This window comes from Paenibacillus sp. GCM10027629 (assembly GCF_042676425.1).
Classification (GTDB): Bacteria; Bacillota; Bacilli; order Paenibacillales; family Paenibacillaceae; genus Paenibacillus_K; species Paenibacillus_K terrigena.
This window is the reverse complement of sequence record NZ_JBHTGZ010000009.1, coordinates 367,062-380,576: the sequence shown is the minus strand read 5'-3', so window position 1 is coordinate 380,576 and position 13,515 is coordinate 367,062. Positions and strand designations below refer to the sequence as shown.

The window sequence follows — 13,515 nt, the reverse complement described above, 5'->3', positions numbered from 1 at the left end:
TTTCCATCTATTTTACCATGAAATTCGCGAAATAAGAATCAACAAGCCGTTGCTCTGGTAATACAGCGACAATCTTCCCCCGATCATTCAGTACGTAAATCAGATGATACTTACTCTTCATAAATAGACGCACAACACCGCCCAAAGGTTGCTCTGATCCGACGACAATTGGATATGCAATTGTTCCCTGTTTCATTCGCAGGAGCGATAATCGATCCCGATTCGTCATGAACCGCACAAAGCGGTAAGGCACATTTCGATAGTCTGTCCAGTTCGCATAGATCAGAAAAATACCGATAACGAGCAGATTCAAATGAATAGGTTCTCGGTAATAAAGGGGCATCAGAGCGAAGCCAATCATGAATAGGCTAAAAGCCATACTAATTCGGCCGCACCAAAGCAATGTACGATGATAGGACACAAATAGGCTGCATAGCGCTTGTACGATACGCCCTCCATCCAAAGGAAGCACAGGCAGCATGTTAAACAAGGCGATCATCACATTCGCTTGAACGAAGTACTCTGTCCATGCCTCACTCCAGAACCCCAACATATGAAGCCCATAAGCAGCGCCAATCATAAGCAGGTTTTGAACCGGGCCCGCTAGAGCTACGATAATCTCCTCATGACAAGGAGCCGAGCCTCCTTCATCCGTGACAGCTACACCACCGAAAGGCAGAAGCTTAATCTCTTGTACCTTCCATCCGAAAATCGTCGCCGCAGCTGCATGCCCTAACTCATGAATCAAGACAATCCCGAACAACGTAATCATTTCAATGACATGGCCTGTCAATAGTGAGGCGAGCATGATCATGATGAATAAAGGATGCACGGAGAATGAGGTTCCTCTCCATTTAATCAAAGGAGATCACATCCGTTGGGTCAATAAATCGGTCACCTTTTTTAATCGCAAAATATAAAAGGCTCTCCTGCTCTTCAGCGGATAACGTTCCTAAAGGTTGACCCCCTTGAACCCAATCATTAACTCTGACATCTGCAGCCTGTAAACCACTATATATCGAGCTTAAATCATTCGCATGCTGGACGACGATTCGATACGTACTGTTCTCACTCGGAGTCACCTCGATCACCTGACCTGCATCCATCGCCTTTACAACAATCGGATTCCCGGGTTCAGCTGCAGCAGCTTCGATTTCAACACCTTTCAAAGCTACCGTGTAGGGACTCGTAATCTTCCCATGAAGCGGCGGATAGAGCACGGTTGATGTGTTCACTTTGGTTGCATGATCCTCAGCTGCACCGAAAATTGGAATGAAGGAAGGCGCACCGTGGAACGTCTCATCATACCAGACAGCAATCGCCCCAAAATTCATCTCCTCGTTCATAGCGCTTACGACAAACGCCTTTACCTTAGCGGTCCACGGCTGATTCACTTGAAACGTCGCCCATAGGGCAGCAAAGATCAACGCAGAGAGCATGAATTTGATTTGCAACGACTGTAACCAGCCGCTTGATGTTCGATTGACCGGTGGATCCGAACCATTCGATGGGGAAGCTTCTCCAGCAAGCTGTGAGCGCCACAATCGATTCTGTTCCTTCCATGCAATTTCAGGATCTGCATTCGCATCTGATGAAATATTAGGCACTGGCGTCGGATTCCTGTATGCAGGCGGTGCATAAGCTACAATACGATTCGGTGCTTCTTGCGCCTTGGTGACTGGCAAGCTGTCATCTGTTAATGCCTTCATACGGGCTTGTCTCCGTCTTCGAACATTATCTTTAATCTCCATCCGTAGTCCCCCTTCTTAGAGGTTGTCTTAGTATCATAAATATGACAAGCACACGATGATTATGAATAAGAAGATACGCTTATCGTCATTGAACGGACGATAAGCGTATCTTCGAAAAATATAAGAACAGTTTATTCGTGAAACTTATAAACACTTATATTTCAAAATAACCCCACAAGTTGCTTTGCGTGAGACCCACGAAACCTCTTAAACATGCAAAAAAGCCATCGCGAGATGCGACAGCTTAATCTTCAAGTGCATATTTTTCTTGGTAAATCTTGACGCTTAGCACAATCCCAATACAAAGCATGTTGAGCAACAGCGAGGTACCACCATAACTGATAAATGGCAGCGTGATCCCAGTAATTGGCATAATCCCAATCATCATTCCGATATTCTCGAAAATCTGGAACACGAACATCGAGACAATACCGATGATAATATAAGCTCCTCGCTGGTCATAACACTGGAAGGCAATCAAGATCATCCTATAAATCAATAAGAAATAGAGCAGGAGCAGCACCGAAGCCCCTTGGAACCCGAACTCTTCCCCGATCACAACAAAGATGGAGTCCGAATACGGATATGGCACGAACTTCTTCTTAATCGATTCCGATTGCATATAGCCTTCGCCTGTGAGGCCGCCAGATCCAATCGCAATCATCGCATTATTCGATTGATGCTTCTCATCTTCTGTCGCGGAAGCTGGATTCATGAATGTATTGATCCGCTGGTACCAATGGATTTTGTCTTTGGCTTCCAAATAATCCTTAATATCTTGATTAAAGGTATTAAACAAGAAGACGAACAGGAATGCACCAGCGAGCACAGCCCCGAGTCCAATGACAACATGCGTATAGCGAACATTGCCGATCCAGAACATCCCGAGCAGGATCACGACGTAGATAATCGCATTCCCTAAGTCCGGTTGAATCAATACGAGCAAGAATGGGATGAAGGTTAGGAAACCGATTGGAATGACATCACGCCTAAAACGAAGTGGATCCCCTGATCTTCGGCCCATCAAATATGCAACCATGACAATAATCGCAAGCTTCATCAATTCTGCTGGTTGAAACTGTAGCCCGCCCGGCAGCTTAAACCAGCCGACAGCACCGTTAATTTTGGCACCTAGGAAGAACACGGCGATAAGAAGCGCAACTCCTAGAACGTAGAAATAAATCCAGCCTTTTAGCAATAATCGATAATCAACGAGTGCAATCCCCAGCATGATGGCAAATCCGCCGATATAGAAATACATCATTTTTAAATGAGACCCGACGAACTTGGGATCGCTAAACGTAGCACTCTTGATGACAAATATGCTAATGACCATAAATATGCCTAAGATGATAATGATCGGCCAGTCTAATTTTTTGAATTTATTTACCAATTACATCAGCCCATTCCAAAAAACTTCTTCATGCGCTTGAACATGCCTGGCTTGCCATCAAGCAGCATAAGTGGGACGGTGTCCCCAACAATACGACGCGCAATATTCCGATAGGCAATCGCTGCTCTTGAATCAGGGTTCATCACGGTAGGCTCCCCGCTATTCGCAGCTTTGATTACATGCTCATCATCCGGTACAATGCCGATTAAGTCAATCGCCAGTACTTGGATAATCTCATCAATATCGAGCATCTCGCCAGATTTCACCATATTCTGGCGTATCCGGTTAATGACCAGCTTCGGTGATTCAATATGCGAGTTCTCGAGCAATCCTATAATGCGATCCGCGTCACGTACAGCGGCATTCTCCGGTGTTGTCACGACAATCGCCTGATCTGCACCAGCAATCGCATTCTTGAAGCCTTGCTCTATTCCTGCCGGGCAATCGATAATGACATACTCGAATTCTTTCTTCAATTCCAAAATAATATCTCTAACCTGCTCCGGCGATATCGCATTCTTATCTTTCGTCTGTGCTGCCGGCAGCAAATAGAGTTCTTCAAACCGCTTGTCCTTCACAAGAGCTTGGCTCAGACGGCAACGACCATCAGCTACATCACACAGATCATAAATAATCCGATTCTCCAGCCCCATGACGACATCCAAATTACGAAGACCAATATCTGTATCCACCATACATACTTTGCGGCCGAGTAATGCGAGAGCAGTACCTAAATTCGCGGATGTTGTTGTCTTGCCCACTCCGCCTTTTCCTGATGTGACGACGATAGCCTCTCCCATGCGGACTACACTCCTTTAAATATATGGGTATCTTTGCGCAACCGCGCAATGTTCTGTATTTTATCAATTTGCATATGGCCTTCTTGAAGGTATGCAAATTCCATATTGGACTCTTTGATTTCCCATTCATCCGGAGGTCTGCTGATCACATCGGCAATCCGTAGCTGTGTCGGTGAGAAATAAGACGCAGCAATAATCGCATCGACATTTCCCTCAATTCCTGCATGCGCCATTCCCCGAAGTGAACCCATCACATAGATATCCCCGGTACAATTCACCGTTCCGCCTGGATTCACATCCCCTAGAAACAGAAGATTGCCGACGTGATGCAGCACTTGCCCTGAACGCACCACCCCGGTCATGATCTTCATATCATTCTCACTCACAGATGCGATCTCAGGCTCATCCGATTCAATCGAACGAATCAACAAATTCCCCTTTTGCTTCAGAATATTCAGAATCTCTTCCTTCTCTGCATCCGATATCGCCCTTGCACCGAGCTTAACATCAACATGCATAATCGGTCCTGTCAAAATATTCTGATGCGAATGCTCTAATTTATATTGCAAATCTTGTATAAGTGCTGCGAATTCACATGTATCGTCCAGCAGGAACACAAGGCCGTCTTTCATTCCTTTGATTGTAACATGATGTTGTTTTGTCGTTCCCATATTTGCCTGTCCCTCCTCCCTAATCAATTCGTCCTAGGGTAAGAAAGTTCCTGCTTATGCCTTAATCTTCTTCAAGCTTCGGTCGAAATTCTTGGTCGAGTACTTTGCGAACCGGAACATATACAATAAGAGCAAATAATAACTGCAGGAAGGAGCTAGGAATAATTTGATAAGCTAGCGCCCAATCGTAGGACATATGGTTCACTTTGAACATCGTGTAAATCAAGAATATGATCGAGTCGAACATCCAGCTGCCGAGGATCGAAACCACGATCATCCATCCGATGCCGAGCCGCTTCTCGCCGAATACTTTGCCGATTAAATAACCACAAAGCCCCATACTGAACGAATATACCCCTATCATATTCCCATAATGGATCACATCATGAAGGAGACCGAAGATTAAACCGATAACCAGCGCTTGATATCTCGTGGTATACATCGCATAGAATAATACAATGATAAAGACAAAATGAGGGATAACTCGCATTCTCCATTCCACTGGAATGATCCACGGCATCACCGTGCCCTCAATGATTAATAACAAGATCATAACGACAATCATCCATTTACGATTCATCCGAGCGATTCCTCCACGTTAAGGTACCACGACGAACAGTTCTTTCCAATTATCGAAATTCGCTGCTGGTTTGATCGTCGCTGTATGAGTTAAGCCGTAGTCTCCGACTTGTCTGGAAATAACCGTTCCCATAATGAGTCCGCGTGGAAATGCTTCACCGATCCCCGATGAGACGATCGTATCACCAACGGCAAGCGGGTCCTTCTCATCAATCTTGGTCATGAGATACGTGCCTGTCTGTGGATCGTAACTCTCAATAAGTCCAAACGACTGGTTCTCTTTACCGATGGCCGTTGCCGCAATCGCATTGGAATTCGGATTCTTTTCGTTCAGGTCTGTAAGCAGCTTCACCGTACTCGTAAGCGGCGATACATGACTAATCGTGCCGACCATGCCATCGACGGAAATGACAGCCATATTCGGCTTCACACCGTTCTTCTCACCGATATTGATCGTAATGTTCTTATTGTACGGATCCTGATTCACCGACACGACCTGAGCAATGCGGTAATCATATTTATACAATTTCTTCTGTTCTTCTGTAAAATGCAGTTCTTTCTGGTATCTCTCATTATCAGCAGCAATGAAATTATAATTCGCTTTGTCGCGAATATAGTGCGAAACTGCGATTTTCAGCTGTTCATTTTCTTCATAGATATGGTTCAGGTCGCGAATATCTTCAAACAAGCCCGCTATAAAGCCAGCGGGCTTGTAAAATAAACTTTGAGCGAACCCAAACGTATCGTTAATCATCTTCTCAGGAAATGTTAAGTTCTCTCGTTTGTTACTCAGCGTAAAGCCGAGAAGCGAGATGAATATAATCATGCCGAGCAATAATATGAACAATCGTTTATTCCCCAATAATTTAAACAGTTTAAACACCTCTTATCGTTTCGAGCGAACCGCCGTACTGCTTTTGGATTTAAATAAGTGGATGTTCTCTAGCGCACGACCGGTACCTTTTGCTACACAATCAAGAGGATCTTCCGCAACAATAACCGGCATACCTGTCTCACGTGCAAGCAATTTATCGAGATTACGCAGCAATGCGCCGCCACCTGTCAATACGATCCCGCGGTCCATAATATCCGCTGCGAGCTCTGGTGGACATTTCTCAAGTGTTACCTTCACCGCATCAACGATAGAGTTCACGGTATCCTGCAACGCTTCTGTAATCTCATCGGAGGTGATCGTGAGCGTCTTCGGAAGTCCAGATACGAGATCGCGTCCACGAATTTCAACCGTCTCGACCTGATCAAGCGGCAATGCGGAAGCAATATCGACCTTAATTTGCTCAGCTGTACGCTCACCGATCATGAGGTTATAAATCCGTTTGATATATTGAATGACAGCATCATCCATCTCGTCGCCTGCAACACGAACCGAACGACTTGTTACAATTCCGCCAAGTGAAATGACCGCAACTTCTGTCGTACCGCCGCCAATATCAACAACCATACTGCCTGTCGGCTCCCATACTGGAAGATCTGCACCAATCGCTGCCGCGAATGGCTCTTCAATGGTATAAGCTTCACGCGCACCTGCTTGCTTCGTCGCGTCTTCAACCGCACGTTGTTCTACAGCTGTAATCCCTGAAGGTACGCATACCATCACGTTCGGATGACGCGGGAATACAGAGCGCTGCTTCTGAGCTTGTCTAATAAAATATTTAATCATTGTTGCAGTCGTATCGAAATCCGCGATAACGCCGTCTTTCATCGGACGAATCGCGCGAATGTTCCCCGGTGTACGACCGATCATTTTCTTAGCCGACTCACCAACAGCTTCTATTTTTTTCGTATCTGTACGGATCGCCACAACGGATGGCTCGCGAACAACGATCCCTTTTCCTCGAACATATACAAGTGTATTTGCAGTTCCTAAATCAATTCCTAGATCTTTCGTGAAGCTTCCAAACATGCTGTAATCTCCCTTTCTTTCCTGTAACTCTTCATCGTTTATCTTATCGTGCTGATAATTTAAATATTATATTACATAAGTCCCTGTTCCTTCAAACTTATGTAACGTTGATCACCAATCACGAGGTGATCAAGCACCTCAATGCCAATAATATTGCCGGCCTCGACGAGGCGCTGCGTAAGCTGAATGTCTTCTGGACTGGGCGTTGGATCGCCACTTGGATGGTTGTGAGCGCATATTACTGATGCGCTGCTGCACTTGATGGCAGCTCGGAAAATTTCTCGGGGATGAACGATTGAAGCATTTAAGCTTCCCATCGACAGTGTCTCTTGTTGGAGAACATGATTTTTGGTATTGAGAAATAAACATACAAAATGTTCTTTCTGCAAATAACGCATTTGTTCCATGAGCAAATCTGCTGCATCCGACGGCTTTCGAATGGTAATCTTCTCATTCATTGTCGCTCTTGACAAGCGACGACCAAGTTCAATACCTGCCTTTAATTGAATAGCCTTTGCAGGTCCGATGCCTTTGATTTGTGTCATTTCTTCTACGGTCATATCTACCAAATGGCGAATGTTACCTACTTGCTTAAGCAGCCGTTCAGCGACGCGAACAGCGGATTCTCGCTGTGTTCCTGTGCGAAGAAGAATTGCTAGCAATTCAGCGTGACTAAGTGCGCTTGCCCCATTCTGTATCATGCGTTCTCTTGGACGTTCTTCATGGGGGATATCGCGCAGAACAAGCCCTTGCGAATCCATGAATTCCCCTCTTTCATTGTTGAAATAATCCTAGAATACATCTTCCATAAGTTAGCTTCCTTAAAGTACTTCAATGCCAAATTTAGTGAGCATATCACTAAGCAAGGATAACGGCAGACCCACGACGTTGAAATAACATCCGTCGATCGACTCTACAATCGTTGAACCTAATCCTTGTATCGCGTACGAACCCGCTTTATCCATAGGCTCCCCACTTGCGACATACCGCTGCACTTGCTGTTCTGTTAAATGCTTCATTTTGACATACGTAACACGGTGAGATACATGGGTCTCCCCTGTCTGCGCATCAATACAAGCCACACCGCTATACACCTGATGTGTCTTTCCTTCCAGCAGATTCAGCATCGATATCGCATCTTCTGCATCCTTTGGCTTGCCAAGGACACGATAATCAAGCACCACAATGGTATCCGCACCAATGACAATGCCTTGATCGCCCTCCTGCAGCATTTGATGCACAGCCTCAGCCTTGCGAAGCGCCAATTGCTCTGCGACCTGTGCCGGCGACCAATACGTCGGCGTGGTCTCATCGACATCACTCACACGAATTTCGAACGGGATATTCAGAACGCGAATAAGCTCTTGTCTTCGTGGTGATGCAGACGCTAAGATGAGGCGACGTTGATCCCTATTCAGCATTTTCGACTCCCCTTCACCATTATTTTACACCTTTACACATTATACTTATATTTACGGTTTAACACAAACCAAAAACCGACAGGCGCCTTTAAAATCAGGTCCTATCGGTTAGATATACTTTATATCACACCGCTTGCATAGACGCCATCCAATTTTTCTCACTTACCACGAACGCCATCAATGCGGATTGAATGTTCCAAAGATGGGATGTCGACAGCTGCTTGCCGTATTCATTTAACGAGATAATTGCCGTGTTCATCGACTGGGTCATTTTCCCCCAAGCTTCCTTCGAAGACTCTGGCAGGCCTTTGACCGCCGCTGTACCAAGCTCTGTCCATTTCTGATGTGCATCCTTAATAGCTAACAATTCTGCCTGTGTATAAGCCGTAGGGTCTTTACGCTCTAGCTGCGCTGTTGACATCTGTAATAGAATTTGAACCACCTGATCGCTCTGTTTCAGGAATTGCTCCATCTGCGACGCATCACCAGCATACATCAATTGCGTCGTCTCCGGCAGCTGCAAATCTCGAACATAGAGCTCAGTTCCTTGCAATGCCAGTTCAGCTTTCATCAATTGGGCCTCTTCACGCGATGCCGCCATACCGGCATACACCCGGTTCTGATCCGTAGTATCTCCGAACGCGGCCAAGCCTTTATCCGTCAACTCCTGCTGCGCAGCATTTACACCTGCTAGATCTTTGAAAACACCGTACTGCAGCATATAATAGGTCTTCGCATCACGTTGAATCGTTACGTTAACCGCTTCACCTGGTGTGGTCGCTTCTTGCTTCACTCCGGACTCCGCCACCTTACCTGAAGTCTGAACACTACCGCTTGTACGAACATTATCCGATAAGCCCGACTTCACATCCGGCAGACTCACTTCCCCTTGAAATAACGATAATACAACGAAGCCGAATACAGCACCTGTCACAATTGCGCCAGCGACAGAGGCAACGACTTTAACCCATGAAGGATTTCTTGTTTTACGATAAAATCCACCGACTGGCAGCTCCGTCCATTGTACACTATGCCCTTCTTCACTATGATTTCGTAATTCAGCATCGGATCGTTCTATTTGTTCCTCTGAATCATGGATCATATCCACAATCCGCGGCTGTGACTTTGGAGGGATGACTTCGGGCTGGATCGAAGAGGTTTCGCCGCGAATCAACTTCTCAATACGGTTCGTCTCTTCATCGAATGTGGGGTCCCATGCACCAAAATCGGAGCTGTACCTCTGGATCGGAACAACATGACCGACCGTCGTTGACTCTACAGTTTCTTCTACTGAATCATTATTAGGAATGATCTCTGTGCCTCCCGACTTACGCGGCGGATCATCGAAGCGAAACGTCATTTTGGCCTTACTCATGCTTACCCTCTCCCTTGTCCAATCTTCTAATATCATTCTTATGATAGAGTTGAGAGATTTATAACCGTTTATCCATGGCATGACAAAAAAATCTCGATCCTCTGCTGCTGCAAAGAATCGAGATTTCCCACTCCTGTCCTTCTTATCGAAATGTCTAGAACCCTTTAAATTGCGGCTCTTCATTTTCGAGTTGTTGTACGCGGGCTTCAACTTGCGATACGACTGATTGTGTCGACTGCGCAGCGGACTCGAACATTTTTTTCGCTTCTTGATTTTGCGTTTCAAGCGCGAAGGATTCTAGACTCGCTTGAGCACTTTTCAAACTTGCTAAAGTGGTTTTCACTTGGGATCCAACGGTCATTTCTCACACCTCCTTTTTACAAATACCACTCTAATGTGTCCGAATGTCACAAGAATATTCTTCTCACTTTGCGGGAACATTTCATATGAATCCTGTTCACAACTTTTGACAAAACATTAAAGGGGAAGGAGTCGAAATAACGATGCCTGAATGGTTAGAAGCTGCCCTTCGTACATTGGTGGCTGTTTTGGTTCTGTTTTTCTTCACCAAAGTATTAGGAAAACGTCAGGTCGCGCAGCTATCTCTGTTCGAGTACATTACGGGGATTACGATTGGTAGCCTTGCTGCATACATCTCCATGGATTTAGAGAAGCATTGGGGGCTTGGTATTATCTCCCTCGCCGTGTGGGTTGGTGTATCCTTTATCATTGAAATGATACAGTTGAAGACCAAAAAGCTTCGGGATTTTATAGATAGCAAATCTCAGATCCTCATTAAGGACGGTAAAATTCTTGAAGATAACTTGAAGAAGGTTCGCGTTACCTCCGATGAGCTATTATCCCAGCTGCGCAAAAAGAACGTGTTCAATGCGGCAGACGTTGAATTTGCCATTATGGAATCGAACGGGGAGTTCAATATCTTGCTCAAGCGCGAGAATCAACCGCTTACGCCAAAGCATTTGGGCATTAAGGTCTCACCTGATAAATCACCAGAGGCTGTTATCATGGATGGAAAGCTTATGGATGAGGGATTAGCAGCATTCGGTTACAACCGTAACTGGCTAAATCGAGAGCTAGAGACTCTTGGCGTGGCCATCGAGAACGTATACTTAGGTCAAGTGGATTCGTACGGACAGCTGTATGTCGACCTCTATGACGATCAAATCCAAGTGCCTGAGCCACAGAAGAAAGCAACCCTGTTTGCGACACTGAAAAAATGCGAGGCCGATTTAGAATTATTCGCGTTATCCTCGGAAAATGAAGCTGCCAAGGCGCTTTATACACAATGTGTGGAGCAAATGGACCAGGTCATCGCAGATATGAGACCTTTGCTTACCCGTTAATGCATTGATCTGTTTAGATTTTGAAGGAGGTTATGGTTTTGTCGGAAAAGCAGAAGAAACAGAAGTTAACACCCGTGCAGCAGGAATATCAAGCCCTTGCGAAACGAATTGAACCCAAACGAACGATCTTTAAGAACTGCGTGCGGGCATTTCTGTCGGGTGGGCTCATTTGTCTCATAGGTGAATGTATTACCAAAGCCTTTATCACATGGGGCGGATTTACGGAGAAAACAGCAGGAAATCCAACCGTAGCCATCATGGTGCTCTTGTCGGTCATCTTAACGAGCTTCGGGGTCTATGATAAAATCGCCCAATGGGCTGGAGCAGGGACTGCAGTTCCTGTTACAGGATTTGCGAACTCCATGGCATCAGCAGCAATCGAGCATCGCAGTGAAGGCGTCGTACTTGGCGTGGGCGGGCAAATGTTCAAAGTGGCAGGGCCTGTTATTGTCTTTGGTACCGTCGCAGCCTTCATTGTCGGGATCGTGCATATGATTCTTCAGTTCAACGGAACGGGGGCCGGGTCCTAATGACACTAAGAGGACATCAATCTTGGATATTCGAGAATAAGCCTCGCATATTCGGAAGCGCATCGGTTGTAGGTCCTTTTGAGGGACAGGGCCCACTAGCGAATGACTTCGATATTATCCATGGCGACCTCATGTTAGGTCAGAATACATGGGAAAAAGCGGAGAACAAGCTCATCGAAGAAGCAGCCAAAATCGCCATCGAAAGCGCCGGATTAACGAAAGAGCAAATTCAATTCTATGTCGGAGGCGATTTGCTCAATCAAATTATTAGTTCAAGCTTTGCAGCTAGAACCCTCAGCATCCCTTATCTAGGGGTATTTGGCGCTTGTTCCACTTCGATGGAGAGCCTTGCACTCGCCTCGCTGATCGTAAACTCTGGCTCCGCTCACTACGCTTTAGCTGTAACAGGGAGCCACAATGCAACCGCTGAGAAGCAGTTCCGTTATCCGACGGAATATGGGTCCCAGAAACCGCCAACCGCTCAATTTACTGTCACGGGTGCAGGAGCTGCCGTCGTCTCCAAACATGGCGAAGGCCCTCTCATCACCTCTGCTACGATTGGGCGTGTCATTGATATGGGCATTACAGACCCCTTCAATATGGGTGCTGCTATGGCGCCAGCAGCCGTAGATACCATTCAAGCGCATTTCCGAGATTTGCGGATTGAACCTGGGCATTATGATCTAATCGTTACAGGGGATCTAGCGAAGGTCGGATATGAAATCGCAAGTGAACTGCTCAAGAAACATCACATCCCTATGAATCAGACGGATTTCCGGGATTGCGGCATGATGATCTATGACTATGAGAAACAATCCGTCCAAGCGGGAGCTAGTGGATGCGGATGCTCTGCTACCGTCACTTACGGGCATTTGCTCAAGCAGCTTCGAGCCGGAACGTGGAAACGAATTCTCGTCGTTGCCACCGGTGCGCTTCTATCCCCAATCTCTTATCAGCAAGGTGAAAGTATTCCTTGTATCGCACATGCCGTATCCATTGAATATGACGGGACAAACTAGCATATACATCAGAGAAGACCAAGAATTTATTCGGTTGTCGAAAGTGGAGCTGATGAAAGTGCAGTTATTCAATAAGATTGTTGCGACGATCGCGGGAAGCATGCTACTCGCGATCGGAATCAATCTATTCCTAATCCCCTACAATGTTCTCGATGGAGGCGTTATCGGCATCGCGTTAATTCTCAATTACTTGTGGAAGGCGAACATAGGCATCACCTTTATTCTGTGTAGTTTACCGATCCTGGTGCTCGCCTGGTTCAAATATCGCCATTTTTTCTTCAGCAGCTTCCCAGGCATGATTATTTCCTCCGTTTTCATTGACCTATTCTCAGGCATTAGCCATAACCTCCTTGCTCCGTTGCACATCCATCCCATTACCAGTTCCTTCATTGGAGGGATCTTTATGGGGGTCGGATTTGGCATCATGCTTCGAAACAATATTAGCACTGGCGGAACCGATCTGCTCGCCAAATACATCGCGGATAAATTATCCGTTAATGTAGGATTCACCATTTTCATTCTGGACGGACTCATTATTACCCTGGGTGGTCTATTATTCTCGCCCCGAACCTTCTTCCTATCCATTCTGACCATTACCATCGGAGGCCTCTCGACAGGTGTTTGCTGCTATCGGAGAGCCCCTCGCGAAGTCACATTACCTTGGAAAACATAATTCAAATCGATAGCAACG

At 45.9% G+C, this 13,515-nt stretch carries 16 protein-coding genes; 4 read left to right on the top strand and 12 right to left on the bottom strand.

Features of this window, described 5'->3' with window-relative positions:
• Nucleotides 1–7 precede the first annotated feature (7 nt).
• The 12 genes from ACFQZR_RS11015 to ACFQZR_RS10960 form a co-directional block, all read right to left on the bottom strand.
• Nucleotides 8–862, bottom strand: coding sequence for a M50 family metallopeptidase (locus ACFQZR_RS11015; protein ID WP_379345719.1), 855 nt, complete (start codon nucleotides 860–862; stop codon nucleotides 8–10).
• A complete protein-coding gene (locus ACFQZR_RS11010) occupies nucleotides 855–1,751 on the bottom strand; it encodes a peptidoglycan DD-metalloendopeptidase family protein (protein ID WP_379345717.1) in 897 nt (298 codons plus the stop codon). Before ACFQZR_RS11010 ends, ACFQZR_RS11015 begins: the two co-directional genes overlap by 8 nt.
• Nucleotides 1,752–1,995: 244 nt before the next feature.
• On the bottom strand, nucleotides 1,996–3,144 hold the full coding sequence (locus ACFQZR_RS11005) for an FtsW/RodA/SpoVE family cell cycle protein (protein ID WP_379345715.1): 1,149 nt from the start codon (nucleotides 3,142–3,144) through the stop codon (nucleotides 1,996–1,998).
• Nucleotides 3,145–3,149: 5 nt separating this feature from the next.
• The gene (gene minD / locus ACFQZR_RS11000; RefSeq protein WP_379345713.1) at nucleotides 3,150–3,944 is read right to left on the bottom strand and encodes a septum site-determining protein MinD; all 795 of its coding nucleotides are present in this window, start codon (nucleotides 3,942–3,944) and stop codon (nucleotides 3,150–3,152) included.
• A 5-nt stretch (nucleotides 3,945–3,949) separates the two neighbouring features.
• Nucleotides 3,950–4,615 (bottom strand): septum site-determining protein MinC, encoded by a 666-nt coding sequence (gene minC / locus ACFQZR_RS10995; RefSeq protein WP_379345711.1) that lies wholly within the window; start codon nucleotides 4,613–4,615, stop codon nucleotides 3,950–3,952.
• Between the two features lie 61 nt (nucleotides 4,616–4,676).
• The gene (gene mreD, locus ACFQZR_RS10990; protein ID WP_379345709.1) at nucleotides 4,677–5,195 is read right to left on the bottom strand and encodes a rod shape-determining protein MreD; all 519 of its coding nucleotides are present in this window, start codon (nucleotides 5,193–5,195) and stop codon (nucleotides 4,677–4,679) included.
• Between the two features lie 18 nt (nucleotides 5,196–5,213).
• A complete protein-coding gene (gene mreC / locus ACFQZR_RS10985) occupies nucleotides 5,214–6,056 on the bottom strand; it encodes a rod shape-determining protein MreC (RefSeq protein WP_281167124.1) in 843 nt (280 codons plus the stop codon).
• Between the two features lie 24 nt (nucleotides 6,057–6,080).
• Entirely contained in the window at nucleotides 6,081–7,115 is a 1,035-nt protein-coding gene (locus ACFQZR_RS10980; protein WP_018757031.1) for a rod shape-determining protein, read from the bottom strand.
• 71 nt (nucleotides 7,116–7,186) lie between these two features.
• Nucleotides 7,187–7,876: a RadC family protein gene (gene radC, locus ACFQZR_RS10975; protein WP_018757030.1), complete on the bottom strand. Its 690-nt coding sequence runs from the start codon at nucleotides 7,874–7,876 to the stop codon at nucleotides 7,187–7,189.
• Between the two features lie 60 nt (nucleotides 7,877–7,936).
• On the bottom strand, nucleotides 7,937–8,536 hold the full coding sequence (locus ACFQZR_RS10970; protein ID WP_379345705.1) for a Maf family protein: 600 nt from the start codon (nucleotides 8,534–8,536) through the stop codon (nucleotides 7,937–7,939).
• A 124-nt stretch (nucleotides 8,537–8,660) separates the two neighbouring features.
• A complete protein-coding gene (locus tag ACFQZR_RS10965; protein WP_379345703.1) occupies nucleotides 8,661–9,911 on the bottom strand; it encodes an SPOR domain-containing protein in 1,251 nt (416 codons plus the stop codon).
• A gap of 154 nt (nucleotides 9,912–10,065) precedes the next feature.
• Nucleotides 10,066–10,272: a DUF1657 domain-containing protein gene (locus ACFQZR_RS10960; protein ID WP_018757027.1), complete on the bottom strand. Its 207-nt coding sequence runs from the start codon at nucleotides 10,270–10,272 to the stop codon at nucleotides 10,066–10,068.
• 142 nt (nucleotides 10,273–10,414) lie between these two features.
• On the opposite strand from ACFQZR_RS10960, the gene ACFQZR_RS10955 reads away from it, so the two are divergent.
• Genes ACFQZR_RS10955 through ACFQZR_RS10940 form a run of 4 tightly spaced genes read left to right on the top strand, consistent with a single transcriptional unit; the run spans nucleotide 10,415 to nucleotide 13,497 of the window.
• Nucleotides 10,415–11,275, top strand: a complete 861-nt coding sequence (locus ACFQZR_RS10955; RefSeq protein ID WP_379345700.1) for a DUF421 domain-containing protein — start codon at nucleotides 10,415–10,417, stop codon at nucleotides 11,273–11,275.
• Between the two features lie 38 nt (nucleotides 11,276–11,313).
• A complete protein-coding gene (gene spoVAC / locus ACFQZR_RS10950) occupies nucleotides 11,314–11,805 on the top strand; it encodes a stage V sporulation protein AC (protein ID WP_379345698.1) in 492 nt (163 codons plus the stop codon).
• A complete protein-coding gene (gene spoVAD, locus ACFQZR_RS10945; protein WP_379345696.1) occupies nucleotides 11,805–12,824 on the top strand; it encodes a stage V sporulation protein AD in 1,020 nt (339 codons plus the stop codon). The genes spoVAC and spoVAD overlap by 1 nt, the downstream gene beginning before the upstream one ends.
• A gap of 52 nt (nucleotides 12,825–12,876) precedes the next feature.
• Nucleotides 12,877–13,497 (top strand): YitT family protein, encoded by a 621-nt coding sequence (locus ACFQZR_RS10940; RefSeq protein WP_379345694.1) that lies wholly within the window; start codon nucleotides 12,877–12,879, stop codon nucleotides 13,495–13,497.
• Nucleotides 13,498–13,515 lie beyond the last annotated feature (18 nt).